29 protein-coding genes are annotated in these 25,269 nt (G+C 55.9%); 18 read left to right on the top strand and 11 right to left on the bottom strand.

Annotation, left to right across the window (positions count from 1 at the left end):
• The first annotated feature begins 2 nt into the window (after positions 1 to 2).
• From TAM4_RS00660 to TAM4_RS00635, 6 genes are read left to right on the top strand one after another with little or no spacing between them, the layout of a single operon-like run.
• Positions 3 to 431 (top strand): hypothetical protein, encoded by a 429-nt coding sequence (locus TAM4_RS00660; RefSeq protein WP_014121305.1) that lies wholly within the window; start codon positions 3 to 5, stop codon positions 429 to 431.
• Between the two features lie 44 nt (positions 432 to 475).
• Positions 476 to 2,398, top strand: coding sequence for a helicase C-terminal domain-containing protein (locus TAM4_RS00655; RefSeq protein ID WP_014121304.1), 1,923 nt, complete (start codon positions 476 to 478; stop codon positions 2,396 to 2,398).
• Between the two features lie 58 nt (positions 2,399 to 2,456).
• The gene (locus tag TAM4_RS00650; RefSeq protein ID WP_014121303.1) at positions 2,457 to 3,455 is read left to right on the top strand and encodes a hypothetical protein; all 999 of its coding nucleotides are present in this window, start codon (positions 2,457 to 2,459) and stop codon (positions 3,453 to 3,455) included.
• A gap of 4 nt (positions 3,456 to 3,459) precedes the next feature.
• Entirely contained in the window at positions 3,460 to 4,218 is a 759-nt protein-coding gene (locus TAM4_RS00645) for a hypothetical protein (RefSeq protein ID WP_014121302.1), read from the top strand.
• A complete protein-coding gene (locus tag TAM4_RS00640) occupies positions 4,215 to 4,679 on the top strand; it encodes a hypothetical protein (RefSeq protein ID WP_014121301.1) in 465 nt (154 codons plus the stop codon). Before TAM4_RS00645 ends, TAM4_RS00640 begins: the two co-directional genes overlap by 4 nt.
• Entirely contained in the window at positions 4,676 to 5,347 is a 672-nt protein-coding gene (locus TAM4_RS00635) for an ABC transporter ATP-binding protein (RefSeq protein WP_014121300.1), read from the top strand. Before TAM4_RS00640 ends, TAM4_RS00635 begins: the two co-directional genes overlap by 4 nt.
• Here TAM4_RS00635 and TAM4_RS00630 read toward each other — a convergent pair.
• The 5 genes from TAM4_RS00630 to TAM4_RS00610 are packed head-to-tail and all read right to left on the bottom strand — an operon-like array spanning position 5,334 to position 8,597.
• Entirely contained in the window at positions 5,334 to 5,696 is a 363-nt protein-coding gene (locus tag TAM4_RS00630) for a hypothetical protein (protein WP_014121299.1), read from the bottom strand. The genes TAM4_RS00635 and TAM4_RS00630 overlap by 14 nt on opposite strands.
• Positions 5,697 to 5,733: 37 nt before the next feature.
• Positions 5,734 to 6,570 (bottom strand): M55 family metallopeptidase, encoded by an 837-nt coding sequence (locus TAM4_RS00625; protein WP_014121298.1) that lies wholly within the window; start codon positions 6,568 to 6,570, stop codon positions 5,734 to 5,736.
• Positions 6,571 to 6,572: 2 nt separating this feature from the next.
• On the bottom strand, positions 6,573 to 6,998 hold the full coding sequence (locus TAM4_RS00620; protein WP_014121297.1) for a secondary thiamine-phosphate synthase enzyme YjbQ: 426 nt from the start codon (positions 6,996 to 6,998) through the stop codon (positions 6,573 to 6,575).
• Positions 6,999 to 7,036: 38 nt separating this feature from the next.
• On the bottom strand, positions 7,037 to 7,327 hold the full coding sequence (locus TAM4_RS00615; RefSeq protein WP_014121296.1) for a hypothetical protein: 291 nt from the start codon (positions 7,325 to 7,327) through the stop codon (positions 7,037 to 7,039).
• Positions 7,302 to 8,597 carry a prenyltransferase gene (locus TAM4_RS00610; RefSeq protein WP_237702103.1) on the bottom strand — a complete coding sequence of 432 codons (1,296 nt, stop codon included), beginning with the start codon at positions 8,595 to 8,597 and terminating at the stop codon, positions 7,302 to 7,304. Before TAM4_RS00610 ends, TAM4_RS00615 begins: the two co-directional genes overlap by 26 nt.
• An 80-nt stretch (positions 8,598 to 8,677) precedes the next feature.
• Here TAM4_RS00610 and TAM4_RS00605 point away from each other — a divergent pair, with 80 nt between their 5' ends.
• Positions 8,678 to 9,778: a TRM11 family methyltransferase gene (locus TAM4_RS00605; RefSeq protein ID WP_014121294.1), complete on the top strand. Its 1,101-nt coding sequence runs from the start codon at positions 8,678 to 8,680 to the stop codon at positions 9,776 to 9,778.
• On the opposite strand, the gene TAM4_RS00600 is transcribed toward TAM4_RS00605, so the two are convergent.
• Positions 9,775 to 10,203, bottom strand: coding sequence for a CoA-binding protein (locus TAM4_RS00600; protein ID WP_014121293.1), 429 nt, complete (start codon positions 10,201 to 10,203; stop codon positions 9,775 to 9,777). The genes TAM4_RS00605 and TAM4_RS00600 overlap by 4 nt on opposite strands.
• A gap of 64 nt (positions 10,204 to 10,267) precedes the next feature.
• Here TAM4_RS00600 and TAM4_RS00595 point away from each other — a divergent pair, with 64 nt between their 5' ends.
• Positions 10,268 to 10,702: a hypothetical protein gene (locus tag TAM4_RS00595; protein WP_014121292.1), complete on the top strand. Its 435-nt coding sequence runs from the start codon at positions 10,268 to 10,270 to the stop codon at positions 10,700 to 10,702.
• Positions 10,703 to 10,845: 143 nt separating this feature from the next.
• Here TAM4_RS00595 and TAM4_RS00590 read toward each other — a convergent pair whose 3' ends face one another.
• From TAM4_RS00590 to TAM4_RS00580, 3 genes are all read right to left on the bottom strand, one after another.
• On the bottom strand, positions 10,846 to 11,520 hold the full coding sequence (locus tag TAM4_RS00590; RefSeq protein ID WP_148258558.1) for a DUF3800 domain-containing protein: 675 nt from the start codon (positions 11,518 to 11,520) through the stop codon (positions 10,846 to 10,848).
• A gap of 165 nt (positions 11,521 to 11,685) precedes the next feature.
• Entirely contained in the window at positions 11,686 to 12,075 is a 390-nt protein-coding gene (locus tag TAM4_RS00585; RefSeq protein ID WP_048149560.1) for an NfeD family protein, read from the bottom strand.
• Complete coding sequence (locus TAM4_RS00580; protein WP_014121289.1) at positions 12,054 to 12,701, bottom strand: M48 family metallopeptidase; 648 nt, start codon at positions 12,699 to 12,701, stop codon at positions 12,054 to 12,056. Before TAM4_RS00580 ends, TAM4_RS00585 begins: the two co-directional genes overlap by 22 nt.
• A 37-nt stretch (positions 12,702 to 12,738) precedes the next feature.
• On the opposite strand from TAM4_RS00580, the gene TAM4_RS00575 reads away from it, so the two are divergent.
• A complete protein-coding gene (locus tag TAM4_RS00575; RefSeq protein WP_193386082.1) occupies positions 12,739 to 13,539 on the top strand; it encodes a radical SAM protein in 801 nt (266 codons plus the stop codon).
• 171 nt (positions 13,540 to 13,710) lie between these two features.
• On the opposite strand, the gene TAM4_RS00570 is transcribed toward TAM4_RS00575, so the two are convergent.
• A complete protein-coding gene (locus TAM4_RS00570; protein WP_014121287.1) occupies positions 13,711 to 14,340 on the bottom strand; it encodes a diacylglycerol/polyprenol kinase family protein in 630 nt (209 codons plus the stop codon).
• Positions 14,341 to 14,451: 111 nt separating this feature from the next.
• Here TAM4_RS00570 and TAM4_RS00565 point away from each other — a divergent pair, with 111 nt between their 5' ends.
• Positions 14,452 to 15,138 (top strand): hypothetical protein, encoded by a 687-nt coding sequence (locus TAM4_RS00565; protein WP_148258556.1) that lies wholly within the window; start codon positions 14,452 to 14,454, stop codon positions 15,136 to 15,138.
• On the opposite strand, the gene TAM4_RS00560 is transcribed toward TAM4_RS00565, so the two are convergent.
• Entirely contained in the window at positions 15,068 to 16,423 is a 1,356-nt protein-coding gene (locus TAM4_RS00560) for a glycerate kinase (protein ID WP_014121286.1), read from the bottom strand. The two genes, TAM4_RS00565 and TAM4_RS00560, sit on opposite strands and share 71 nt — an antisense overlap.
• 85 nt (positions 16,424 to 16,508) lie before the next feature.
• Between TAM4_RS00560 and twy1 the strand changes: the two genes are divergently transcribed.
• The 8 genes from twy1 (at position 16,509) to TAM4_RS00520 (ending at position 25,267) form a co-directional block, all read left to right on the top strand.
• On the top strand, positions 16,509 to 17,510 hold the full coding sequence (twy1, locus tag TAM4_RS00555) for a 4-demethylwyosine synthase TYW1 (RefSeq protein ID WP_014121285.1): 1,002 nt from the start codon (positions 16,509 to 16,511) through the stop codon (positions 17,508 to 17,510).
• A 71-nt stretch (positions 17,511 to 17,581) separates the two neighbouring features.
• Positions 17,582 to 19,846, top strand: a complete 2,265-nt coding sequence (locus TAM4_RS00550; RefSeq protein WP_014121284.1) for a prenyltransferase/squalene oxidase repeat-containing protein — start codon at positions 17,582 to 17,584, stop codon at positions 19,844 to 19,846.
• A 9-nt stretch (positions 19,847 to 19,855) separates the two neighbouring features.
• On the top strand, positions 19,856 to 20,953 hold the full coding sequence (locus TAM4_RS00545) for a hypothetical protein (protein WP_014121283.1): 1,098 nt from the start codon (positions 19,856 to 19,858) through the stop codon (positions 20,951 to 20,953).
• The gene (locus tag TAM4_RS00540) at positions 20,943 to 21,569 is read left to right on the top strand and encodes a hypothetical protein (protein WP_014121282.1); all 627 of its coding nucleotides are present in this window, start codon (positions 20,943 to 20,945) and stop codon (positions 21,567 to 21,569) included. The genes TAM4_RS00545 and TAM4_RS00540 overlap by 11 nt, the downstream gene beginning before the upstream one ends.
• A gap of 64 nt (positions 21,570 to 21,633) precedes the next feature.
• A complete protein-coding gene (locus TAM4_RS00535; protein WP_014121281.1) occupies positions 21,634 to 22,275 on the top strand; it encodes a class III signal peptide-containing protein in 642 nt (213 codons plus the stop codon).
• Between the two features lies 1 nt (position 22,276).
• Complete coding sequence (locus TAM4_RS00530; protein WP_014121280.1) at positions 22,277 to 22,714, top strand: hypothetical protein; 438 nt, start codon at positions 22,277 to 22,279, stop codon at positions 22,712 to 22,714.
• Positions 22,695 to 23,165, top strand: a complete 471-nt coding sequence (locus TAM4_RS00525; RefSeq protein ID WP_014121279.1) for a hypothetical protein — start codon at positions 22,695 to 22,697, stop codon at positions 23,163 to 23,165. Before TAM4_RS00530 ends, TAM4_RS00525 begins: the two co-directional genes overlap by 20 nt.
• Complete coding sequence (locus TAM4_RS00520) at positions 23,162 to 25,267, top strand: hypothetical protein (RefSeq protein ID WP_014121278.1); 2,106 nt, start codon at positions 23,162 to 23,164, stop codon at positions 25,265 to 25,267. Before TAM4_RS00525 ends, TAM4_RS00520 begins: the two co-directional genes overlap by 4 nt.
• The last annotated feature ends 2 nt before the right edge of the window (positions 25,268 to 25,269 follow it).

Here is a 25,269-nt window from a genome sequence, read left to right as displayed (position 1 = left end):
GCTTGAGGAGGGGACAGTCGGCCCTCGAGTACCTCCTGGTTGCGGTTGCGGTTCTGATAATCATAGGAATCGGCGTTCACTACCTCAGGGGCACCGCGAAGGACGTTCCCTACTACAACCAGCTCGTCCTCGATCCGCTGATCTTCAAGAACGCCACCGCGAACTACGGCGACGTGAGGATAGACGCGTACCTCGTTGACAACGGCGACGGAACCTACAAGGTCGAGTACAAGATCTGGGCGCTCAAGGCACCGATCAGAAAGGCCCAGCTCGCTCTGATCTGCATGAACAAGCCCCCCGACGTGGCGGGTTATCAGGTCATCACCCACGAGGGGCCGCTCGAACCCGTCAACTACTGGGCCAACTACTGGACTCCCGTCCCCGAGAGCTATTTCCCCTGCGAGATAAGGTTCTACATATGGAAGGGCTGAGCGGGAAAGGTTAAAAGCCGCCGGACGTACTCCCCGGGAGAACCATGACCGAACTCGAGTACCTGCCCTACAGGCCCCGGCCGCATCAGCTGGAGTTCATCGAACTGGTTAGGGACGCAGTTGAGAGGGGCGAGAACGCCATCATCGAGGCGCCGACGGGCTTTGGAAAGACCGTCAGCGTTCTGGCGGGCGTCCTCCCGGTCGCCAAAGAGCTCGGTTTAAAGGTCCTCTACCTGGCAAGGACGCACAGGCAGATGGACAGGGTTATAGAGGAGCTCAAGGCGATAAACGGGAAGGCGAAGGTTTCGGGCGTCGAGATGAGGAGCAGGAAGGAGCTGTGCCTTCACAGCTACCTGAGGGAGTACACCACCGACGCCTACACCGCCATGGTGGTCTGCAAGAACCTGCGTAAGAGCGGGAAGTGCCCCTTCTACGAGAACGAGAAGAAGAAAAAGGCCGAGCTCGATGAACTGGTTAACTTCTTCCTCGAAACCCCGGCCAGTCCGGTCGAGGTGCTCAACTACTCGGAAACGCTTGAGATATGCCCCTACGACGTTACCAGGCTGGTAGCCTACAAAGCCGATGTAATCGTCGCGAGCTACCTCTACGCCCTCAACCCCACAATAAGGGAGAACTTCCTGACATACCTCGACCTCGATTACTCCGACCTGATAGTGATCTTTGACGAGGCCCACAACCTGCCCGACCAGGCGATCTCGGCCTTAAGCGACAGGATGAGCATCCACACGGTGAACAGGGCGATCAAAGAGGCCGACGAGTACAGGGAGCACGAGATAGCCAACTTCCTCAGCATATTCGGGAAGGGCCTTGAGATCCTCTACTCGGAGAAGCTCGGCAACAGGGATGTTGAGGAAACACCGATAGCGCCCGAGCTAATATTCGGCCACCTCATGAACGTCCTCGGCCTCGATACGAGGTGGCTCGTCAAAACCCTGAACGAGATGGTGGCCGTTGGGGATGCGATAAGGGAAGACAGGATAAACAAGAACAAGCCGCCGAGGAGCTACATAGGAAGGGTCGGGGAGTTCCTCCTGCTGTGGCTCTCCCTCATCGGCAGGGACGATTACCTCTTCCTTCTCAGCAGGGAGAAGGGCTTAAGCCTTGAGCTCGTTGCTCTGGATCCCTCAAGGGCATTGAGCTTCATCCGGGACGTTCAGAGCGCGATATTCATGTCCGGCACGCTGACACCTCTGGAAGCATTCCGCGACGTCATGGGCATCGAAAAAGCCAGGCTGAAGAAGTTTCCAAGAATGGTGAAGCGCGAAAACGCGCAGGTTCTGGTGGCCAAGGACGTCTCGACGCGCGGCGAGGAGCGCTCGATGGAGCTCTACAGAAAGATGGGCGATTATATCGTCGAGGCCGTTCGGCTGATCCCCAAGAACGTCGGCGTCTTCACCGCCTCCTATGAGGTTCTCCAGGGCCTGCTCTCGGCGAACCTTCAGGTCAGACTTGAGGAGACGGGAAAGGCGGTCTTTATCGAGAAGCAGGGGGCGAGCTCAAGGGAGAACGACCTCCTCGTTGCCCAGTTCAAGGCCCACGCGAGGAGCGGAGGAGCGGTTTTGCTCGGCGTCATGGGCGGGAGGAACAGCGAGGGACAGGATTACTCAGGCGACGAGATGAACGGGGTCATACTGGTCGGGATTCCCTACGCGAGGCCAACTCCGCGCGTCCAGGCCCAGATAAGGTACTTCGAGCGGAAGTTCCCGGGAAAGGGCCGATACTACGGCTACTACTTGCCGGCCCACAGGAAGCTCGTCCAGGCCGCCGGAAGGGTTCACCGCTCGGCGGAGGAGAAGGGCTCGATAATAATCCTCGACTACAGGGTTCTGTGGAGGAACGTTAGAAAGGACTTCCCCGACTGGATGGTAGAAACGATGAAACCCGTCGATCTGGCGAGGATGCGGCTTTACCTGAGAAGATTTTGGGGAACCCCCGCGAAGGGTTAAATACTTCAACCGGGGAAAAGTACTTAAGGACTTTCTCCAAAGTTGTCCGGGGAAGCCTATGAAACGCCTTCTCCTGCTCCTCCCCCTCCTCTTCCTTCCCGGGGTTCTCGCCTATCCCTCATGGCTGAGACCGGGAACTTACCTGGTTTATCACGCCGAGGATCCAGCCGGCGGGACTTTGCTCCTCTACTCCTGCAACGGGACGGAATTCCTGATAGTTGGGATCTCGGGCATCACCGTGAACTTCTCGGTTTTGAACGTCTCCAAGAAGGGAGTTGAAGTAGGGATTACCGTTCTTCTCAGACCCTCCAGAAACTCAACGACCAGGAGTCCGGGTCTTCACATTACGTTTCTAACGGGAAAAGCGCACTGCAACTTCTGGGGATCCGGGGAGACCCTAATCGGGCAGGTTCCACTTGAAAAAGACGGGAAAAACGTCTCGACAAACATGACGACGGTGATAGTGGACCATGCACTAACTCTGAGGGGAACCTACACCGTGACGCCCGACGGGAAGGTTTACAGCCATTCGGGAACATACCTCGGCCACACCGTCCTCTGGGGCCTGCGGGAGCTCAAACCCGGGGACGTTTTCGCTATCCTCAACGGAAGCGCCGTGACTGTCGTTAGAAACGACAACACCGACTACGACGTTATAACCTACTGGAAGACGTTCCAGCGCCCCAACGGCGACCTCATAACCAACTGGTCCCACATCACCCTGCCCTTTTACAAGACAAGCTTCGCGGACATCTACTACTACAACCCGGCCCTCGACATCACGGAGGTCATAATGGGCTCCTCCCCGGATCTCAGGGCCATCGGGATAGTCTCAATATCCCCGAACGACGCCGAGGCGGAGCGCTACGCCCATCTCCACAGGAACGAGCTCGCTAGGGGGACTTTGAAGACGATTAGACCGCAGGGCCTGAGCCTCTACGACGCAAACATCAACATCGGCAGCCTCTATATCCCCGGCAAACCTCCGAGGACGCCCCTGGTTTACATCTTCCTCGCCTCCATGATCCTTCCGCTCGTGGCCTATACGAGGAGGTGAGAGCTTGAAGGGACTGTTCAAGTGGGAGCTCTCCGAGCACCTGAGGGTTTCAATGCTCGTCGCCGGGGTTCCGGTCCTCCTCATGGTTTTAATCTCAGATCTGCTGAGTCACGGCGGGGCGTTTTCCTACTCAACCACCGGGTATCTCGGTGGGAGAAGCGAGGCCATATCACTCCCCAAGAGCCCCACCGGGAGCGTCATACTCTCCACCTTCGGGCTGGACCACTTCTGGGTCCTCCTCTCGATCTTCGTGATCGTCATGAGCGCCATGATCTTCCGGGCCGACAGAGAGGGCGGCTACGCGGGGGCGGTCTTCACCCTTCCCCTCTCGAAGAAAAAGATCTTTGGAACCAAGTTCTTAGCTCTCCTCGTGCACTCGCTCCTTCTCCTATACCTTCCCATGTTCCTGTTCCTCGCGACAGCCTTCGCCAGCGTACCTCATCTCTTCCCCGCGCTCTTTGGCTGGGGGAGCTTCAGGTACCTTCTGATCTTTGCCCTCTACTTCGTCCTCTACTCGGCTTCCCTTTCGGTCCTCGTTTCGCTCGTGCTCCCCAACTCCTCCCAGGCAATAATGGCCTCGTTCGTACTCCTCATCCTCCCCAGCTTCCTCGGTCTCAACGTTCCACCCTTCAGTTTCGTCAGCGCCATTCCCATGCACCTCCACGAGGTCTTCAGCCCCGGTTACCTCCTCCAGGGGATCGTCATCCCCGCTGTTTTTGTAACGCTCTCACTGGCACTGGTCGAAAGGAGGGATGTAACTTGAAACGGTTTCTGGCAGGGTTGCTCCTCACGCTCATCCTCTCGGCCCTCGCGGTTGCCCTCGTTTACCCCCTCAAGTCGGGCGATGTGATAACGGTCCCTCCTGTTCGGATCAGCAGAGCCGAGGGCGGGAACTACACCATGAAGAGCACGCTCTCCCTCCACATCCCCGCGTGGTCGAGGGTGAACCTCACCTGCGGAAACGGGGAAGGCAGGATCTACATCAAAAACGCCTTCACTGGAAGGGTCGTTTTCGAGGCCCCGGTTCACGGCAGTCTGAAGGCCAGCTTCCCGGTCCCCTATGAGGGCACCTACACCCTCGGCATTGAGGGCAACGGCTCTGCCACGTGCAGTCTCGTGGTGACCGACTTCCACGCGCCTGAAAGAACCCAAGAGCGCTACTCCCTTATCGGAATAACTGCCTCGGTCCTGCTCGCGGTCGCAATAAGGAGGTGGTCCCGTTGATCGAGGCGGTTGAGCTGAAGAAGTACTTCGGGAGCATACGGGCCCTCGATGGAATCACCGTTGAGATCCCGGAGGGAGTTAACCTCATCGTCGGCCCGAACGGCGGCGGAAAGAGCACTTTCTTCAAGATAGCGGCCGGGATCTACCGACCGACCTCCGGCAGAATACTGGTTCTCGGGAAGGATCCCTGGAAGGACGCGGAATTCAAGAGAAAGGTCGGCATTTCCTTCGATCCAGCAGGCTTTCCACCGCTCGTTACCGGCAGGGAGTGGCTGGAGCTCTTCGCGGAGTATCGGGGCGGCGATCCCGACGGGGTGGCAGAACTGCTCGGGATCGACTTCCTCGACAGAAGAATCAGGGAGTACTCCTCGGGAATGAGGAAGAAGCTGAGCCTCGCTCAGGCTCTGATCGGCTCTCCAGAGCTCGTTATGATCGACGAACCACTCGCTAACCTCGACTTCGAGGCGATGGGCAGGGTCGTCGAGATAATCAGAACCCTGAGGAAGAAAACCAACTTCCTGCTGATAAGCCACATCTGGGAGCCCCTCCTGCCCCTAGTGGACAGGGTCTACGTGATAGCCGGCGGGAAACTGGTGGCCGAGGGAGGGGTTAATGAGATGGAGGAAACGCTCAGGAACCTCTACTCCCTCTCCTTCACCTCACGGTGAACTCCTTCTCGACCCTGACCTTGGCCCCGTTCACGTAGGCGAACTTGACGACCTTGTAGCGGCCGGGGCTTAAATCGACGGGAAGCCTCTGCTCGTAGGTCTCGCCGGGAAGGAGGACTATTCTGCGCTCGATGAAAACTATCCCGGGATCGAGCCTCTGCCAGAAGCCCCCGAAGTAATACAGCTCGACCTCGTTGGTTATCTCGACCTTCACGGTGTTTGGGTTCGTTGTTCGGATCAGCAGCTCACCCTTCCTCGGAAGAACGTCGATGATCAGCTCGACCTCCGGAACGGAGCCGTAGGGAATGACACCAACCCGATCGTCGCGCGGAACCTTAACTATCCTCATCGGTTCGAATTACCCACTTCACCGCATAAGCTTTTCGCTAACGCACTATGGCGTTGACGCCCGCCCCGGCAAGGATGAGCAGTTCGACCAGCTTGTAGGCCTCTTCGATCGTCCCCGCCTCGAACCTGACGGTCTTTCCATCGAGGCGCTCAACGAGGGGCAACAGTTCGGCAGCATCGGCGAGGGCACTGCTCAGGAAGCGAAGCTTAACCTCAACGGGTTCTTTGGCCTTTAGGGGCTTCGCCTCACCTTCCTCAAGTTTGATTACCGCCTCGGTGACGCCGGCCCTGAGGAGGGCCTTCACCCTTCCAAGGCTCGGGCTCTTGGCGGCGTAGCGGGAGAGGCTCTCCTTGAAGGTTATCCCGACCGCCCAGGGGGTGAACCTCCCGACGTCCCCCATGAGCCTCGCGTCCCCTCCGACGAGGATCACCGGGACGTCCCAGCTTCCCAGGAGGTAGGCGTTGAGGAGGAACTCGCTGACCTCAACTCCGTTTATCTCGAGCCGATCTATGGTCGAGCTGCTGTAGGTGTGGTCGAAGGTCGCGTAGCCGGTTCCCGCCTTAGCGTGATAGCCAAGAAAAACCGCCGCGTCACTTCCCTTCGCGAAGGCCACCATGCTCAGGGGCCTTGGAAAGCCCCTCACGAGCTCCACGTAATCGGGCATCTCCTCCGGGATGACGTTCACCATCGGGCCGTGACTGTCGGCCACAACGACCTCGTCAAAACCGTTTTCGTAGAGGGCTTCGGCGGCGGTTCTGACGATTTCCGTCGCTATTCTGCGGGCCTCACCGTAGAGTGCCCCCTTGACGAAGAGGTGCTCCCTGCTGACGATATGCGGGAGACCCTCAAGATCGACCGAAATAAACGCCCTCATTTTCACTCCTCCTCCGGATACTCTGGACAGGGGCAGAGCATCACCATAACCTTCCTGTGCCTCGGTCCGTCGAGTTCAACGAAGAGTATCCTCTGCCAGGTGCCGAGAACCAGCTCGCCCTCATCAACCGGGACGACAAGCTCGGTGTTGAGGAACAGACTCGCCCTGAGGTGGGAATGGGCGTTGCTGTCTATTCTGTCGTGCCTGTAACCTGCCCCCTTGGGGACGAGCTCCTTCATCTTGGCCTTTATGTCCTCGAGAAGACCCTCCTCGGATTCGTTTATCATCAGGCCCGTCGTCGTGTGCTTGGTGAACACGACCGCTATGCCGTGCCTCAGCTTTCCCCTCCACACGAGCCGCTGAACCTCGTCGGTGATGTCTACGATCTGAAACCTCTCGCTCGTCGGCACCTCGAAACTCAGCAGCATGGAACCACCGGGGGAAGTTTGGAAAAAGAGCTTAAAACTCATTCGAGGGTTTGAACCAGTTCCTCGAGTATCTCCCTCGAAGTCTTAACACCGTCCTGCACGAGGTAGCGGAGTATGACGGCGAGCTCGTAGGCCCTGATGAGGTTCTCGCTTCCGCCCTTCCCCTTGAAGAGAACCTCCCTAAGGGTCGTGTAGATCTCGTTTACGGCGTCCCTGAAGAGAACGTCCTCGCCGATGACCCTCCCCTCGAGCAGAGCTGCCGCGAGGTCCCTGACGTAATCAACGGGATCGCTCTTTTTCCGCCTAAGAGTGATTCTTAGCCTTTCCATTGACTACCACCTTGGCCTCTATCTCCCTGTCGAGGGCACCGATCAGAATCTCGGCTATCAGGATGGAGGAGAACTTCGGATCCCTGACCTCGAGGGCAACGTCGATGGCCCTTGAAACGTCCCCCATCTTGAGGAGCCTGTGGGCTATATCCGCCAAGACTATGGAGCGAAGCCTCTCGTTCTCTATGTGCTCAACGACCTTCATTGCCCCGTCTATGTCCCCCTTAACAAGTGAGTAGCGCGCTATCTTAACCCTGACCTCCTCGCTCCGGGAGCGCTCCCATATCGCCCTGATCGTTTCCCAGTCACCTTCATCGGGGTTCTCAAGGAAGCGGTTCATAACTGCCCTTCCAACCTCGGTTGCCTCGCGCTCGTTCAGAACGCGGATGAACGCTGGAAGATACCTCGGAGCGACCTCAAGGAGCCTTATCGCAACCTCAACGAGGGCCTTGTCCCCATCAAGCTTCCTCAGCAGGTCGGCGGCCTCGACCGGCTCCTCCGCCAGCGCGAAGGCAACGCCCAGCTCTATCTTGAACTCGTCCCCGAACTTCTCGACGAGGTACTTGGCGAGCTCCTTGAGGTTCGGAACGTACTTCTCTATCACACCCCTCTCCTTGAGGAAGAAGAGGGCCTCCTTAAAGGCGTACTTGGCCCACTCCCTCTGCTCGATCTCCCTGATGGTGGCTATACCGTTCTCGTAGCTGCCCATGAGGAAGTAGGACTTCATTATCTCGATGAGGGCCTTTGAGCGGTGTGGCTCAGTGGAGATGTTCTCGAGGGCCATCTTGCTCTTCCGTATCCTGTAGGCAACCCTGACCTTCTCGGTGCCTATGAGGGAGGTGTTTCTCCTTATTATCTGGAGGAGAACCGTGTCCCTGAGCGAGGGGTTCTTGACCTCCATCGCGTAGATTATCGCCTCGTTTATCTCGCCAAGGCCGAGCATGTACCTCGCAGCCAGAACCATGAGCTCGTCCCTAACCGGATCGGGAAGCTCGCGGGAGTCCTCAAGAACCCGCTGGTAGATTTTCTTCGCCGAACGGAGGCCGGCCTTCTTCATGGAGTAGCCTATCGAGAGAAGCGCCCTGAAGGTCTTGACGGGATCGTCTATTTCTCTCGTAGTCTCGATTGCCTTGAGAAATACGAGCTTGAATTTCGCGTCCCTAACCCGGGCGAGGCGCTCTCCGATTTTAGCGTAGGTGGTTGCCCGGAGATAGGGATCGCGGATGACTTCAACGGTCTCGATTATTTCACGGATGAGCAACCAAAACACCCCCGTAAAATCCCTACGGAGTTAAGGTTCTTAACGTTATCGGCCCAAAGGCTTTTAAAAGCCCGAGTAAAGGCTTTTTCATGTACGGGGTAATTCTTGGCAAGAATCCAGAGCTGAGCAGGGCGGAATTTTACAGTTTCGGCAGGAGATTCGGTCTAAAGGTTAAACCATTTGAGGAACACCCTAACTGGTTGCTCGTCGAGGCGAAGCCCTCGATAGAGAGGCACTTCCGCTGGCTCGGCGGGTCGCTCAAGCTCGTGAGAATCGTCGGCGAGGGAGAGGAAGCGATAAAGAACCTCGAATACGCTAAGCTCTTCACGGTCAGCCTCTACGGAAGGGACGACTGGAGGCTCTGGCGGAAGCTGGGGAGCGCCGTAAAGAGGGAGTTCAAGAGGGCAGGCCCGGCCAAGTTCTTCAAGCCGGCAAAGGTCTACTCCATGCCGGCAGAGCTGATTCTGAAGGGTTTTCCCGAGGTCAAGGACATCGTCTTCCTGTTCAGGGACGACGGGAGCTTCCTCGTGGGCGAGACGGTCAAGGTTACCAACCCCTTCGAGCTGAAGAAGCTCGACGTGGAAAGGCCAGTTCAGAGGCCAATCCTCTCGATTCCGCCGAGGCTCGCTCGAATAATGGTGAACCTCACGGAGATAAGGAAGGGCCTCTTCCTCGACCCCTTCTGCGGTATCGGAACGGTCCTTCAGGAGTTCGTCCTGCAGGGGTTGCCCGCTTACGGGAGCGACCGCGACCCCGAGAGGGTCAGGGAAGCGAGGCGGAACATCGAGTGGCTCAGAAAAGAGTTCAGGCTCAGGAACTCGGCGAGGATAGAGGTCTGCGACGCGAGGAAGCTGAAGCGCTGTTTCCGCGAGCGCTTTGACGCGATAGTTACCGAGCCCTACCTCGGGAAGCCCCTGAAGAGGAACCCTGGCAGGGGTGAGGCAATAAAGCTGGCCAACGAGCTGGACAGGCTGTACTTTTCGGTCTTCGAGAGCTTTAGCGATGTGCTCAAGAGGAACGGAAGGATAGTCTTCGTCTTCCCCGCCTACAGGCTGAGGGACGGGAGCATCTACCGGAAGGAGAGGAGGTGGCTCGGGAAGCTGGGCTTCGAGGTTCTGGGGAGATACCTCGACTACGAGGAGAGGCACAGGCTCGTCAGGGACATTTACGTGATAAGGAAGAGGAGCTAACCGATGAGCCTCGCGTGCTCCTGCTTGATACAGCGGTGGGCGACAGCGATAAGGCCCGCCTCCTTTGCCCTTCTGAAGGCCTCTCTATCGTAGGTCCCGAACTGGAACCAGACAACTTTCGCGCCCTTCTTTATCGCCTGCTCGACGTAGTCCTTCGCGAACTCCGGCCTTACAAAGAGGTCAACTATCTCGACCTCGTCGGAAATGTCGAGGACGCTCGGGTAGCACTTCCGCCCGAGAACCTCGGAGTAGCGGGGGTTGACGGGATAGACCTCGTAGCCCTTCTCGATGAGGTAGCGCATGACCTCGTTCGCGTCGCGCTCGGGCTTCGGAGAAGCTCCAACGAGGGCTATCTTCCGGTACTTCGCCAGAATCTCCCTCACGTCATCGTCGGTCAGCCTGTCAACGGGCATTACCCTAACCATCGTATCACCACCATAGGTTTGAGAAGGGGTTTAAAGCGTTGGCGGGAACTTCTACCGATGAGCCATGCTCTACGAGGAAACGCTCTATTCCAAGTGGATAATCCTCCTGCTCCTCCCGCCGTTGGTCATCATGCCCATTGGCCTCTACGAGAGCTTCGCCACCGGCCAGGGCGTCCTCATAATGACCGTTGCAACGACCCTCACGATAGCGGTAATCCTTGAGGCGATGGCCTTCCGTGTGAGGGTTTACGAGGAGGTAATCTTTCTCAGCGGTTTCCTCGGCCTCTTCATCAGAAAAACCATCAGGATTGACGAAATCGAGTGGTTCGCGGTCAGGGAAGGCTGGACGGGCTGTCCGGCGAAGATTCATTTCACCCTGCCTGCGAGAGCCTGCGTCTACCTCAAGAGGCGGAAGGGCTGGGACGTCTCTTTCTCGACCAATCGGCCTGAGGAAATCACCGAGATTCTCCGCTCGCTGGGCGTTCAACGAGGAGCGTAGCTACACAAACCTGCACCCAAAATTTTAAAAGAAAGTGCACGTAAAGTACGTATGGAGATGAGGGTAAGTCCCGGTGTCCGCCGCGTACCCTGAGGTACGCGCAAACGGCGGCCCGGGGTCCGATTCCTGCTTCTCGTTTGGTTTCAGTAGATTTGCTTGAACTTTAGGACTCTTCCTGAACTCTCGAACTTTGTGAGGAGGTTTCCCTTTCCGTTGAGCTTTCTGTAAAACGCGTTGACAACGAAGTCCGCAACCTGAATCAGCGGTTCTCCCTGGGAGTCCTTCTGATGCACGAGCACGTTAACTTCGTAGGGGAATGCGTCCCTTATCATCTTTCTGATATACTCCTCCAGATTCTTCTTCCGGAATTTTGTTGTGTGGTACCTGTCAAGGAATATCTCAACGGTTAGGGCCTTGTCAGAGGTGTAACCGATGCTCTCGAGGTAGCTCTTTAGCGACTCGACTATCAGAACCCTCGCAAGATAGTTGTAGTGAACTGCCTTCTGGAAACTGTTTTCCCTGATGTAGCCGTAAGTGTTCGCCTTGTTTATGTAAACCGCCGAGACGTGAGCGCTCTGGCACTTGTAAAGCTCATCAAGAACGAATTTCCTTATTTTGTCATTGCTCTTTGAGGCCTTGAGTTCAGGTATGTCCTTTTTCTTCTTGCCGAGTTTCTTTCTGGCCTTTTTGGGAATCCTGCGGATTTTCTTAACGTCTTCCACTTTAGCTACGATGGCACCCATAACGAAGTACCTGCTACTGCCTTTTGCGAAGCCCATGTCGCCCGCTTCGTCGAGGATGATGTAAAGGTGAACCATGAGCCTTCCCTCGCAGTACAAACGCCGTTTTCTGCGGAATAAATATACCTTGCCGTTGTCGCTGTTAACCTTTTGTTAAAGTTTGGATTCATAATTTGTCATTCTGTTAGCAACCTGAGCTTTCCGTAGAGGACGAACAGGGTTATGCCGAAGTACAGCAACAGTTCAGGGCTCGACAATAAGTTTAGTCCCCTCAACACCCGCAACCCTCACTTTCTCGCCCCTCCTCGCCGTCCCGTGAAGGCATTTCGCGCGCCAGAGTTCGCCGTCGAGCTTCACAAGGCCCTCCGGTAATAGGTCTTCGACAACGACTGCTGTCCGCCCAACGAGCGCCTCGGCTCCCGTCGATGGCTTCCTTTCGAGGCCTCCCCCGAGAACGTAGGGGGCAACCAAAACGTCCTTGACGATGAGAACTCCCAGAATGAAGCCAGTTATAAAGATGGGTACCTCTATCCCAAGGGCGGGCAGAACCGCGAGCAGAACTATGGCAACGATTATCTCGTCCGCCATCAGTGCGATGAGCTTAAGCAGTCTTACTCCCTTCCCTCCAGCCATCTCCACCCCTCGTTGACCTCGATTATCCCCCACCAGCGCCTCAACTCTCGTCTGGCCATTTTGTAGTCCGGATAAAATCTCCCCACGAGCCTCCAGAAAGCCCTGGAGTGGTCGAGGTAGCGCAGGTGGGCGAGCTCGTGGATTACGACGTACTCGACCAGATTCTCAGGAAGGGCCGCGAGGCGGAGGTTGAAGCTCAGGTTTCCCCTGCTTGAGCAACTCGCCCACTTCGTCTTCTGGTTCCTGATGTAGATTTTGCCGGGGGAAAGGCCCATCTGGGGAGAGTATAGAGCGACGAGCGCCGTTACCCTGCCCCGCAGGAGCTCCTTCAGGACCTTCCGCGCCCGCTCACGCTCGGCCGGGAGGATTAGCTTATCGTCCCTGCGCGTGACTTTCCGAACGTTCCCCAGCTCGAGCCGATAGAACTCGCCGAAGAATGGAAAGCCCCTCGCCGATTCCCTCCTGACTTCCTCGAGCTCCCTCAGCCGGTTGCTCAGCCACCTCTCGTGCTTTTTGAGGAAAGCGCTAACGTCAAAGCCCTTCGGCGCCGTCACGACGATTCTCCCGTCGGGCTTGATTTCGAGCCTCGCATAGCGGACGGGCCTGTGGCGAACCTCGACTTCCATGGGACCACCTTTTAAGGTGTAGTCCCTACCCGTGCTTATGAAGGTTGAGGTCGTAAGGCGAAGGGCCAAATACCTCTACACGCGCTCGCGGATTCCCGGCGTTTCATGGAGCGTCAACCAGTACGTTGGCTGTTCCTTCGCCTGCCCCTACTGCTACGCCAAGAGCGTCGTTCGGGAGTTCAGAGAGAGGGAATGGGGGAGCTGGGTGATAGCCAAAATTAACGCGCCCGAACTTGCGAGGAAGCACGTGAAGGGGAAAGTTGTGATGTCAACCGTCAGCGACCCCTACCAGCCGGTTGAAGCCGGGCTGAAGCTCACCCGCTCGACGCTCCGCTTCATGGACAAGAGGAACGAGATCTCAATACTCACCAAATCGCCCCTCGTGACGAGGGACATAGACCTTTTCAAGCTCTTCCGTTCGATTGAGGTCGGTTTGACGCTCAACTCCTTTGAGGACCATGAAAAGACCGTACTCGAACCGCTGACACCAACCATGAAGGCCCGCATTAACGCCCTCCAGAGGCTTCACGATGATGGAATAAGAACGTACGCCTTCGTCAGCCCGATAATTCCCGGAGTCACAGACGTTTCACGGATTGTTGAAGAAACGAAAGGTTTTGTCGATTACTACTTCTTCGAGGTGCTAAACCTCCGAAATGCCGGAAACGAATTTCGGGAAACGCTCCGCTCCGAGTTTCCCGAGAGCTACAGCGTCCTAACCAGAGAGGAGCTCTTCAGGGCCTTCATCTCGGAGCTCCGCGACGAGGTTCGTTCGCTGGGGATAAAAACAGAGGGCATAGAGACGCACTTCAGGGGCTGGGGGTTTGTGAGAATTTGAATGCACATAGTTAGGAGGTCATTCCATCGTTGAGTTCCTTCTTTCTTAGACAGCGTTACCAAACTTTGGTTATTATTGACTAATTTTGTTCCTATTTTGAGCGTCTGATGGCAAGTTTGTCCTCTGACAAGAACGATACGCTTGCATTCCGTCCCTGCGTGAGGACAAACATCACCACACCGGCGACAGCAGGGGTCCGCCGTAAGCGAGCCACAGGAGGAGAGCTGTCGCGAAGGGAACCGTGAACTCGTCGTAGGCCGAGCGGAGGGGAAGGCTCTCAAGGGCAGTGGCGACGAGGGCGACGCCTGCGATAATGCCCCAGCTCGGGTCGAGCGAGAGGACCCTGTGTGCACCCCAGAGGGCCAGAACTGAAACAATGAACATCGTTGCGCTTCCGATTAGGGTCTTCCGAGGGTTCCAAGGAATCCTCGGTCCGCCGAGGGCCTGCCCGGTTATGGCGTTAAAGCAGTCGCCGAAGGTCGAGACCCAGAGCGCTCCCAGGGCAGAAACCTTTGGAAAGACCGTGCAGATGATTCCCATCGTCACCCAAAAGAGGAAGCTTCCGAGGAAGTTGTCACGCTCGTCTTCCCGCGCCATCGTTCGATAGCTGAGGTCAGCTACCGGAACGGTGAACTTCCATCCCCGGAGGAGCTTGAGGTGCTGGAGCGTGTAGAGGAAAGCCAGCGACCAGACGACGAGTAAAGTGACCCATCTCGGCGTGAAGAGTATTATCGGCGCCCCGAGGATTCCGGGCGAAACGTGCCAGAGCTTTCTTATTAGCTCCCTCTTGCTCAATCCCATTGATTGCACCCCACCATAATCGGGGCTGGAGTATTTATCGGTTTTCTCGCTGGGCGTTAACTATAAAAAGGAATAATCAAATCGACACATATGCGAGTAACATTTGAGCGCATGATTGTCCTCGAAGGAGGTCCAGAAAAGCTCGAAAAGTTCCTCGGAGAGAACAGCTTCGTCTACTGGGTTAAAGGACCCAACTGGGAGATATGGAACCTTGCACCAAACTTTATCCGGGAGCGCTACGAGGGACACTTTTATCTGGTGGATTTCGATGGGGAGAGCTTTCTGCTGGCCTCGACCGTTCCGCTTAAAATTCCACTACTAAACAGGAAACTCTTGATCCTGAAGGGAAACCGAGAATCCGTTGCAAAGAGGACAAAGCTCCATTTTATTGACCCCCTGAACAGAAGGATTGGCATTCAGAAGAACATCCGGGTTGATCTCATCAGGCTTTCCATTGTAGCGGTTCTATCCGGAGCCCTTCTGTGGATCAACCCTTACCTTTTCGGCATTACCGTTCTACTAACAGTTCTTGGGGCAATTCCGGGAGATACAAAATTCGTATTAAGGAAAGGCGAGAAGATCACGGTATTCAAAAGAAACAAGCGGGCCGTTCAAATTGGATCGCTTATCTGGGCGGGCCTGTACCTTACATCACTGATCCCAGAATTCCAAAAAATCTACCGCGATACAGGGAACCCCCGGGACTTTTTGGTAGTCCTTCTGATCCTCAACGGCCCTGTGATAATTCTGGCCCTCGCAATCCTGTACCTCCAGAGGGAATGGAAGGATCTGGTATAATCGCTATGACCATCGAGTTCACGTTCGTCCCGGTCGGGCCGGTCTTGAGAAGCGCGCCGGCCCTTTCGAGAGCGCGATAGCTGTCGTGGTCTCTGAGGGCCTCCTCAACGTCAACGCCCGCTTCCTCAAGCCTTTTCAAAGTACCTCCATCCACTATTCCCCCGGCCGCGTCGGTCGGCCCGTCCGTTCCATCGGTGTCAAAGGCCACAACGGTAACGTTGAGTCCCGCTATTTTCCGGGCGATGCTCAGCGCGAACTCCTGATTGGGCCCGCCGAGGCCCTTCGCATCCCCAACGGTCACCGTCCACTCGCCCCCGAAGACAAGGACGGCGGGCTTTTTGAGAGGCCTGTCCCGCTTCACTATCTCCTCTATTATCGAGCCGACCGCCAAAGCGACTTCCTTAGCTTCGCCTTCCAGTGTGGTTGTTATCACCGTCGAGTTGAAGCCGAGCTCTTCAGCTTTCCTTGCGACGGCCTCACACGCCTTTGAGTTGCCCGCGATTAGGAAGTTGTGGACGTTGCCGAGTTCCTTCGGTGTCTCCTCGATTTCCCCGCGCATGCCCCGCTCGATGACTCTTCTCACGCTCTCCGGGACTCTGTCCCAGATTCCGCGCCTCACGAGGACTTCGTAGGCGTCGCGGTAAGTTGTCGGGTCCGGGGAAGTTATTCCGGACGCTATCGAGCTGATTTCATCGCCAACGACGTCCGAGACGATTAGGCTTACCACGGTTCCCTTCACGGCCTTCGCAAGCCTTCCTCCCTTGACCTTAGACAGGTGCTTTCTGACGGTGTTGATTTCCCTTATCGTCGCCCCGCTCCGCAAAAGGAGCTCGTTCGTCCTGATGAGGTCTTCGAGGCTTACCCCTTCAGCAGGGTAAACGAAGAGAGCGCTTCCACCTCCCGAGATGAGGGTGAGAAGGATATCGTCTCTACCAACCTTCTCCGCGAGCTCAAGGCCCAGCTTTCCGGCCAACAGGGAGTTCTCATCCGGAATAGGGTGACCTGCTTCGATTATCCTCGCTTCAATTCCCTCGCAGTCTATAGCGTAGCCGTGCTTTGTAACCACAAGCGTTTCTCCGATCAGCTCACGGGGAAGGGTCTCGAAGACCGCTTTCGCCATCCTGCAGGAGGCCTTACCAACCGCGAGAACGTGGACCCTTCCGCACACCGGAAAACTCTCGCCGCCAATGGAGAGAGTCCCTTTCCGAAACCTGAGGGCCTCAATCACGGCCAAATAGGGATCGGCAGCCTTAAGGGCGGCGCTGATGAGCTCGCTCACGACCATTGGTAACACCCTGAACAATACTGACCAATCAGATTTTTAAAACGCTCCGCGCACTTAGGCCAGAGAAGAGAATTAGGTGAGACTAATGGCGATAGTGGTTAAGGCAAACCCGAACATGCCCGAGGAAATCGCGCTCCTCTTTAGGAAACAGCACTACGAGCTCGTCGGCAGGCACAGCGGCGTTAAGCTCTGCCACTGGCTCAAGGAGAGCCTTACCAAGGGCCGCTTCTGCTACAAGCAGAAGTTCTACGGCATAGCGAGCCACAGATGCCTTCAGATGACGCCGGTCTTGGCCTGGTGCACCCACAACTGCATCTTCTGCTGGCGCCCGATGGAGGGCTTCCTCGGAACTGAACTGCCCCAGCCCTGGGACGACCCGGCTTTCATCGTCGAGGAGAGCATAAAGGCCCAGAGGAAGCTTCTCGTTGGCTACAAGGGCAACCCGAAAGTTCCGAAGGAGAAGTTCGAGGAAGCGTGGAACCCGAAGCACGCGGCGATTAGCTTATCGGGTGAGCCGATGCTCTATCCGTACATGGGCGACCTTGTTGAGGAGTTCCACAAGAGGGGCTTCACGACCTTCATAGTCACCAACGGAACCGTTCCGGAGAGGCTGGAGGAGATGATTAGGGAGGACAAACTTCCAACGCAGTTTTACGTCTCGCTGACCGCTCCTGACATCGAGACCTACAACCGCGTCAACGTCCCGATGATTCCCGACGGCTGGGAGAAGATAAAGGAGACTCTCAAGCTCATGCGCGACGCGGAAACAAGGACGGTAATAAGGCTCACCCTCGTGAAGGGCGAGAACATGCACAGTCCTGAAAAGTACGCCAAGCTGATTAAGATAGCCAACCCGATGTTCGTCGAGGCCAAAGCCTACATGTTCGTCGGCTTCTCGCGGAACAGGCTCACAATCAACAACATGCCGAGGCACGAGGAAATCAAAGCTTTCGCCGAGGAGCTCGTGAAGCATTTGCCCGGCTACCACATCGAGGACGAGTACGAGCCGAGCAGGGTCGTGTTAATCATGCGCGACGACGTAGATCCAAGGGGAAGGGGATTGACCGGAAGGTTCATCGCCGATTGAACCTCCATTTTTTGCCCCGAGGAAAACTTTATTTATTCCGCCGCCGTTTAGCGATTTTAGAGGTGTGGACTATGATGAAACGGTGGGCCCTGAAAATTATTCCCCTGATTCTCATCGGTGTGATCGTCTTCGCCCCCCTCACCGCGGCCCTTTCCATGACGGAAGGGTCCGTGAACTTTCTCAAGAAGTTTGGAGACAGCAGCGGGCAGGTAAGAACTCTAAGCTTGACAATAGTGGCCCTCGCCGAGGCGAGCGGCAAGGTAAACGAGGATCTGACGCCGAAGATCAGGGAGTTCACGAGGGAACTGCTCTCCTATCAGAACCCGGACGGTGGATGGGGCTACTTCCCGGAGAGCGTGAGCAACGTCCTCGATACCTCCTACGCCCTGATAGCCCTCTCAAAGGCGGAGAAGTTTTTTGAGGGAACCGACGACCTCTTCACGGTAGACGACGCCCGTAAGAGGGGAATTAACTTCCTGCTGAACTCCAAGACGGGCAACGCCTGGGGCTACATCCCGGACAGCACACCCATGTTCTACCCGACGGTTCTTGCACTCTGGGCCCTGGGGGAGAACGGCTACAACTCGTCCAGCCCCGTGGTTTCGTCCGCGATTTCATCCCTCGGTGACCTGCCGAGGTACATCGACGACTACACCGCCCTCGGTCTCAGGCTCATAGCCTTCAAGGCAGTGGGAGAGCCCGTTGACAGGTCCGAGGTAAGCGAGCTCATAGGGATCCTCAACGGGGAAGAGCTTTCGCCGACCCAGAGGGCGCTCCTGACCTACGCCCTGACCCTTTACTCCGAGCCGACCTTCGAGGTCGTGGCGACGATAGCGAGGCTCGATCAGATAAAGCACACCGGGGCAAACATGGTTTTCTGGGCGGACACGCCAAAGTACCCGATCTCGGTAACCGACACCGTAACGCCGACCGCCTACGCGCTCCTTGCCGTTTCCAAGCTCGTGCCCCCAATAAGGGAGGTTAGGGTCAACCCCAACGAGATGCCCTGCGACCAGCTTATCTCCTACCAGAACCCGGACGGTGGATGGGGAATCTACCGCGGCTCACCGTCCAACGAAAAGGCAACCTATTACGCCCTCCTCGCCGTCGAGGCCTGCTATCCTGCTCCGGATGTGGTTGAAAAAGCCCTGAACTGGACCGAGAAGAGGTTTAAAGAAGACGAACGCGTTGTTCTGAACGAGAGCAGGCTCACGGTTGGGTATTACTACGCCCTGATGACGCTCCTGCACTTCAACAGGCTCAACGAGAGCGAGAGGGAGCACGCGATAGAGGTGATAAAGTCCATCAGGATGGACACCGGGAAGTGGGGGATCAAGGACCTCGGTCCCCAGCCGGCCGAGACGGCAATGGCCCTGAGCGCTCTACTGGCCCTTGGCGTCAATAAATCCGATCCCGACGTAGTTGCCGCCAAGAACTGGCTCCTCTCGATAAGCTCAACGGGATGGGGCCTCTACTACCAGAGCGGGATATATCCCTTCATGCTCGACGTGAACGTCCTCGACACGCTTACCGTTCTGAAGGCGCTGGAGCCAATAGCGACCAAACCCGAGGTTGAGAGCCATCTAAACTGGCTCATATCCCAGAGGGTCGATGGCGGCTGGCCCTACGCGAAGGAGTACACCGACATCAACGGGACGGAACTCATGGGCAGGCCCCGCGTGGATTTGACCGTCGAGGCAACCCTTCTCCTCCTGCACTACGGCTTTGACTACAGCCAGCAGACGCTCGACTTCGTGAAGAAGGCCAGGGATTCAGGATTGATCGCCAACGATACCCTGGAGACGGCCTTCGCGGTGATATACCTCTCAAGCTTCAACAAGATGCCGATGGTTGATCTCTCGGACGTCAGGAACGCCCTTGAGACGTCGACCTTCAACGTGCTCTGTTCAGAGGACAGGATTGGGGACGCCAAGGAGATACTGAACTACCTCCGCGAAACCTTCGGCTACCGCTTCGATCTCGGACCCCTCTCGCTGATCGAAGAGGGCAACGCCATAGTGCTCGCCGGATTTAGCGACGTGAACGTCTCCCGCTACAACCGCTACATAGCCCTGGACGTGGCAGGAAACACCGTGGAGCTCAACAACTCCACCTACCCGCGCCAGAACACGGTCCTCCTGATCCCGGGAAGAACCGCTAAGGGCGTTATACTCTTCGTCCTGTACGACGAGGACTCCTCGGAGATCGCGAAGCTCGTGTTCAAGATAGGCTACGTCAAGTACATGCAGGGGCCAGCTGTAGTGATCCACTACGAGGACAGGAACGGGGATGGAAAGATAGAGCTCAACGAGGTAACCGCCGAGACGGTGGGATGAGGTGAGAGCGTGAGGGCTATAATCATAGGGGTCGGCCAGTGCGGAACCAAGATAGCCGACCTCTTTTCCCTCGTCGATTTTGAGGCTTTAGCTATAAACACGTCCCGGGGAGATCTCGACTACCTCAAGCACATTCCCCCGGACAGGAGGATCCTCATCGGGGAGAGCCTGACGGGAGGAAAGGGCGTCAACGCGAACCCGGTTCTCGGCAGGGAGGCCATGAAGAGGGACCTCCCAATGGTCATGAGGAAGATCTCCTCGATGGTCGGCTACGAGGACGTTGACATCTTTTTCCTGACCTTCGGCTTCGGCGGCGGAACCGGTGCCGGCGGAACGCCGGTCCTTGCCGAGGCCCTCACGGAAGAGTACCCGGATTCTCTCGTCGTTGCCATCGGTGCGCTCCCCCTCAGGGAGGAGGGGATAAGACCGACGATCAACGCGGCGATAACCATAGACAAGCTCTCCAAGGTGGCCGATTCGATAATAGCGATAGACAACAACAAGCTCAAAGAAGGCGATCTGGACATCTCCCAGGCCTACGAGAGGATAAACTACACGATCGTGGAGAGGATAGCGTCCCTTCTCGCCCTGATCGACGTTCCCGGGGAGCAGACGCTCGACGCGAGCGACCTGAAGTTCGTCCTCAAAGCCTTTGGGAGCTTCGCGACGGTTGGCTACGCCAAAGCGAGAGCCGATCAGCTCAAGAGCCTCTCAAAGCTCATAGTCCGGTCGTTCGAGAGCGAGGGGCTTTACTTAGAGGCCAACGTCGAGTCGGCCCTCTACGGCCTCGTTGCCGTTCACGGCCCGCCGGAGGTTCTCAAGGCGAAGGAGATCTTCGAGGCCCTTGACGAGCTCACCGACAGGATCAAGGGGAAGCAGATATTCAGGGGCTTTTACCCGGACCCGAGGACGAGAGAGGTTGAGGTCGTAACCCTGCTCAGCGGTATCTACGACAGCGAGAGCATTGAGCGCATCATCAGAACCGCCAAGGAGTACGCGAGCTCCTTCATGAGGGCAAAGAAGGAAGCCGAGGAGAAGAAGAAGGAGCTCCTCTCCGGTCTTCCGGACTTCGATGACCTCTACCCCGGTGGTGAGGATGCCGACTGAGGAGATAAGGGACTCAGTGGAGGTTGCGCTGGAGCTCGACGAAAGGGAGGTGTACTCCCACATAGCCCACGAGAGCGCCGAGGACATAAGGCGGATAATCTCGTCGATAGACGCCGAACGGGCCCAGAAGAGGGGCTTCTTCGTCTACTACCACGACGATTGGGACAACCTGATAAGGGAGCGCATCAGGAAGGGAAAGAGGCACACCGCCTTCGATTTCTACAACCCGGCCCTCTTGGACATATGGGAGGCCAAGGTCGAGGAGCTGAAGGACGTCAGAAAGGCCAAGTACTTCCTCCTGTCACTCATAGGAATTGGAGTCGTCCTCTCAATAGCGGCCGGGGCGTTCCTCTCGTGGTACTTTGCCATTCCCGGACTGGCGATACTGCCCTTAGTTGTCTGGGTCCTTGACCGTGCGGGGGAGAAGAGCGACCTGATATACCACCAGCTGACCCAGTTCTTCATCGACGAGATGAGGGCCCTTCTGAGCAGGTACAACCTCGAGCCAGAGAGGTACAGGTTCAAGCTGTTCAACGATGATTATTTCGGCGTTAGGCGGATTAAAATCGGCAGGGAGTCCTTTGCCGTGGCCGAACCCCTCAATGATGTGGAATGATCCCTCATTTTTGTTGGGCAAGCGTTAAATAGGCAAAATCCATAACATACTAAGAGTGAGGACTATGGGCAAGAAGGGTCAGGTTTCCCTCGAATTCCTGTTCGTCTTCGCAATCCTGCTCATCCTGTTAGCCTACTCCGTCAGAAACACGACGTTCCAGCAGGGTTCCCAGTCGATCGAAACCCTGAGTGTACAGATCGCCCTCGAGGAAAAGGAACTCGCCAACACCATCTCGGGGGCCATAAGCCAGGCGTACTCCCAGGGCCCGGGCTCCAAGACGACCGTTTACGTGAAGCTCGTCTACCTCAGGAAGCCGTATTACCTGGAAAAGGTGTGGGGCGTCACCGATCCAGTTGTCTTCGTAACGTACGGCCAGCACCTCACCGACGGAAACGGAACGTACGTGATCGTCATCAACGGCACGGGAACAACGAACGTAGTCCTGACCGGTGGGGACAAGAACGCCTTCTGGACGAGGGCGCTCTACCAGAGGGATCTCATGTGGAACTCAACGGTCTGGGGCGGATCGAGTGCCAGCGTTGATTTTGGCACCGGGGCAACGACCGTCTACGGCCTCAGGCTGAACCCCTCAACAATTCCCCCTGTCATCAAGGTTGTGGTGGAGTGGAATCCTGACCTTCCGAACTCGTGGGCGTTCAACTCGACGTCCGGAGAGCTCAGGATAAACATAAACCCCGGTGGGTGAGATGAGGCCGGCCCAGATAACCTTTGATTTCCTCATTGCAATAATGCTCATAACCGTCACGGTAGCCGGTATTGTCTCCGTTGCATCGGGAGAAACTGCAAACGCCAGAACCTTCGACAGCGCGGCCAAGCTGAAGATCCTCGCGGTTGATCTGAGGGATACAGTCGCCCAGGTCTACGCGGCCGGCGACGGCTTCACGGTGAGGAAGGAGCTCCCATTTGAGCTCAAAACCGGAGACAGCATAACCATAACCCTGAACTCGACGACCAACAGGGTTGAGATAACGGCAACGCTCGGGAGCAAGACCTTCAAAGTCGCGCAGAGGTTGCAGGTTCCGCTATACACAACGAGCTCAATAACCTTAGGGCCAGGCCAGAGGGCCTTCAACGTGACCGCCCGGAGCGTGGGGGGTGAGATCTATGTCACCCTTCAGGGCTAAAGGCCAGACGGCCCTTGAGGTCCTGTTCATAGCGGGGATCATCCTCATCGGCGCGGCCATAATTCTTCCGGGGTACATGAACACCAACACCGACACGGTTGTCCTGATGCACGTCAAGAACGCGGCCGACAACGCCTGCTCATACCTCGGAACCGGCGTCGAGGTCGAGGATCCGGCTTATTCCCCCCTCAACACGCTGATAGAAGAGGTCAACTACTCGTCGATTCAGTGCCGGGTTGAGAGAACTTTCATTGTCTCCTCGACGGGCGACTCTATAAGCCTCAACGTTACCGTGATCTACTCCGGACCGCTGAGCGCGGCAGATGTTGAGAGCGCGGTCTCGGAGTTCATTAAAAACCGGCTTGAATCGGAGGGATTCTCTCTGGTGGGAGGGGCCCTTACCTACGGGGGTAAAACCATGAGCATAACCGTGAAGGCGGTGAGAGCATGAGGAGGGCCCAGCTGTTATCCCTCGACGCGATGCTGTCGCTGATAATCATGATGTTCGTGTTCGCCGCGGTTATAAACACGTCCACCATGTTAAAGGGCGAGATAACATCGATGATCGGCTGGTACGAGAGGTCGAACGTAGCTGACAACATGCTCAACGTCCTCACGAGAAGTCCGGGTGATCCGGTGGACTGGGATAAAAATCCAGGCAGAGTAGTAGTTGTTGGACTGGCTGAAAAAACTGGGAACTTCCTGTCGTACAACAAGGTCATGGCCCTTCTCCACGAAAGGAACTCAGAAAGTGTGTTTTCGTCCCTTATAAACCTCACTGGAGGAAAGAATTCGTGGCTTTCGTTCAGAGTCAAGGGAACGTTATCGAAACCTCCCAATGTTGAGGTAGTTACAAATCCAGGGACTCCCAGTTACGTTCCCGCTTGTTCCCCTGCAGGTCTTCCAACGGACAGCCCTGTAACGGTAAAATGTGAAAATGGAGAATTCGAATTCTCGGGATATCAGCCCCTAAATCCACCCCCATGGTGGTTGAATAATTACTCGAACCAGTACTTCGTTTGTGTTCTATCAGATACCTTCGTAGGTAGCAAGTTTTATCTAAACATCGGAGATTACTTTGGAGTAAACGGGAGTCTAACGGTTGGAAGCGACGGTCACGTTACCGCAGGAGAATGGTATGTAACAGGCGACACTAATATTGGCAATAGCGGTTATGCCACATCTCACGGCAACGCATACATAGGAGGCGACCTAGAGATTCAGCGTAGCGGCTACTACACCGTTGATGGAAGCCTCTACGTTGGTGGGCAAACATATGTCCATGATAGTGGACACCTTTACGTATCGGGGAACCTGTACTCACGGGGAAAACTCACTCTGGAAGGTGGATCCTCAGTTTCGGTTGAGGATTCAATATACGTGTTCAGTGATGCTAAAATTGGGACACAGGGACTTACTTTGAACGGAGACTTTTACGTGAAAGGTAGCTATGACATGTTCCCCGGAGGAACTGTCAACGTAAACAGACTAATGTACGTAGGGGATAGCATGAGGGTGATAGGAGACACAACAGTTGGTGAACTCTACGTAGGGAACGGGCTCACTATAGATGAAGGGAAAACTCTCGAAGTCAATGGAGACGCGTACATTGTTGGAAACTTGAACATAAACAACGGGAAAATGATAGTCCACGGCGATCTCTATGTTGAAGGAAGCATAACTATAACTTGGAGTGGACAACTTCAGGTTGATGGCAACTTGTACGTAACAGGCTCAATAATTATACCCGATAACAGCAATCCCGATAGGTTTTATTCAATTGGAGGAAACCTATCTCATTCGATTCCATCAGGGGCAACAAAACCAAGTTTTGACGCTCAGATGCCACCTATAAAGTTGCCCCCGTGCATAGCGGCATCGGGAGAACCTACAATCGAGATAAACTCCTCCCCTAGTTCCCTCTCTCAGATTTTCTACCCAGCGGATTTTGCCTCCATAGGAGATATAATAATAGTGAATGAAAAGATTGCAACGGAGACCATCGCGGAGAACTCCATGAAAAACGCATCATGGGTTGAAACCACAAAGAGAATCGTCACAGCTTCGATACGGATTTATAACCGTTCGTACACAGTGACACCCGATCAGGAACTTCCTTTGAGACTGTACGACGGTACTATAACCGATCGCATTCAGGGCAATTTAAGAATAATCTTACCCCCCACAGGGGATGGAAACCTTCTGCTAGTATCTGCGTTTTCATCAGTGAAAAGCGGGATCACTGCGGTCTATATAGTCAGAGACGGAGAGAGGATAAAGGTTGTCAGCAAACAGTTCCTAGTTAACGAAAGCGGCGAAATATACGCGGAATATCCAAGCGTATGCAGGGTAGCCTTCAGAGGAGGCGGCGTTATTGAAATCCCGATTGATTGTTTGATCGCAGATGTGAATCCCCCCATCCAGTTCGCGCTGTGGGTTTACAGCGTTGATGGATTCTCCTGGGTAAGGGTAGAGGACGAGAGCAACCTCAACGCGGTTCTCGACCGTAGGTATTCGGTCATGGAGATTGATCTCAAAATGTGGGAGAGGTGATG

The sequence above is a fragment of the Thermococcus sp. AM4 genome (genome assembly GCF_000151205.2).
Classification (GTDB): Archaea; Methanobacteriota_B; Thermococci; order Thermococcales; family Thermococcaceae; genus Thermococcus.
This window is presented reverse-complemented; position numbering and strand designations above follow the sequence as displayed.

What these genes read in the sequence shown, in the direction of transcription:
- TAM4_RS00655 (WP_014121304.1), top strand. Translation starts at nt 476, where the DNA reads ATGACCGAACTCGAGTACCTGCCCTACAGGCCCCGGCCGCATCAGCTG.
- TAM4_RS00650 (WP_014121303.1), top strand. Translation starts at nt 2,457, where the DNA reads ATGAAACGCCTTCTCCTGCTCCTCCCCCTCCTCTTCCTTCCCGGGGTT.
- TAM4_RS00630 (WP_014121299.1), bottom strand. Translation starts at nt 5,696, where the DNA reads ATGAGGATAGTTAAGGTTCCGCGCGACGATCGGGTTGGTGTCATTCCC.
- TAM4_RS00625 (WP_014121298.1), bottom strand. Translation starts at nt 6,570, where the DNA reads ATGAGGGCGTTTATTTCGGTCGATCTTGAGGGTCTCCCGCATATCGTC.
- TAM4_RS00620 (WP_014121297.1), bottom strand. Translation starts at nt 6,998, where the DNA reads ATGCTGCTGAGTTTCGAGGTGCCGACGAGCGAGAGGTTTCAGATCGTA.
- TAM4_RS00615 (WP_014121296.1), bottom strand. Translation starts at nt 7,327, where the DNA reads ATGGAAAGGCTAAGAATCACTCTTAGGCGGAAAAAGAGCGATCCCGTT.
- TAM4_RS00605 (WP_014121294.1), top strand. Translation starts at nt 8,678, where the DNA reads ATGTACGGGGTAATTCTTGGCAAGAATCCAGAGCTGAGCAGGGCGGAA.
- TAM4_RS00600 (WP_014121293.1), bottom strand. Translation starts at nt 10,203, where the DNA reads ATGGTTAGGGTAATGCCCGTTGACAGGCTGACCGACGATGACGTGAGG.
- TAM4_RS00595 (WP_014121292.1), top strand. Translation starts at nt 10,268, where the DNA reads ATGCTCTACGAGGAAACGCTCTATTCCAAGTGGATAATCCTCCTGCTC.
- TAM4_RS00590 (WP_148258558.1), bottom strand. Translation starts at nt 11,520, where the DNA reads ATGGTTCACCTTTACATCATCCTCGACGAAGCGGGCGACATGGGCTTC.
- TAM4_RS00585 (WP_048149560.1), bottom strand. Translation starts at nt 12,075, where the DNA reads ATGGCTGGAGGGAAGGGAGTAAGACTGCTTAAGCTCATCGCACTGATG.
- TAM4_RS00580 (WP_014121289.1), bottom strand. Translation starts at nt 12,701, where the DNA reads ATGGAAGTCGAGGTTCGCCACAGGCCCGTCCGCTATGCGAGGCTCGAA.
- TAM4_RS00575 (WP_193386082.1), top strand. Translation starts at nt 12,739, where the DNA reads ATGAAGGTTGAGGTCGTAAGGCGAAGGGCCAAATACCTCTACACGCGC.
- TAM4_RS00570 (WP_014121287.1), bottom strand. Translation starts at nt 14,340, where the DNA reads ATGGGATTGAGCAAGAGGGAGCTAATAAGAAAGCTCTGGCACGTTTCG.
- TAM4_RS00565 (WP_148258556.1), top strand. Translation starts at nt 14,452, where the DNA reads ATGATTGTCCTCGAAGGAGGTCCAGAAAAGCTCGAAAAGTTCCTCGGA.
- TAM4_RS00560 (WP_014121286.1), bottom strand. Translation starts at nt 16,423, where the DNA reads ATGGTCGTGAGCGAGCTCATCAGCGCCGCCCTTAAGGCTGCCGATCCC.
- twy1 (WP_014121285.1), top strand. Translation starts at nt 16,509, where the DNA reads ATGGCGATAGTGGTTAAGGCAAACCCGAACATGCCCGAGGAAATCGCG.
- TAM4_RS00550 (WP_014121284.1), top strand. Translation starts at nt 17,582, where the DNA reads ATGATGAAACGGTGGGCCCTGAAAATTATTCCCCTGATTCTCATCGGT.
- TAM4_RS00540 (WP_014121282.1), top strand. Translation starts at nt 20,943, where the DNA reads ATGCCGACTGAGGAGATAAGGGACTCAGTGGAGGTTGCGCTGGAGCTC.
- TAM4_RS00535 (WP_014121281.1), top strand. Translation starts at nt 21,634, where the DNA reads ATGGGCAAGAAGGGTCAGGTTTCCCTCGAATTCCTGTTCGTCTTCGCA.
- TAM4_RS00530 (WP_014121280.1), top strand. Translation starts at nt 22,277, where the DNA reads ATGAGGCCGGCCCAGATAACCTTTGATTTCCTCATTGCAATAATGCTC.
- TAM4_RS00525 (WP_014121279.1), top strand. Translation starts at nt 22,695, where the DNA reads ATGTCACCCTTCAGGGCTAAAGGCCAGACGGCCCTTGAGGTCCTGTTC.
- TAM4_RS00520 (WP_014121278.1), top strand. Translation starts at nt 23,162, where the DNA reads ATGAGGAGGGCCCAGCTGTTATCCCTCGACGCGATGCTGTCGCTGATA.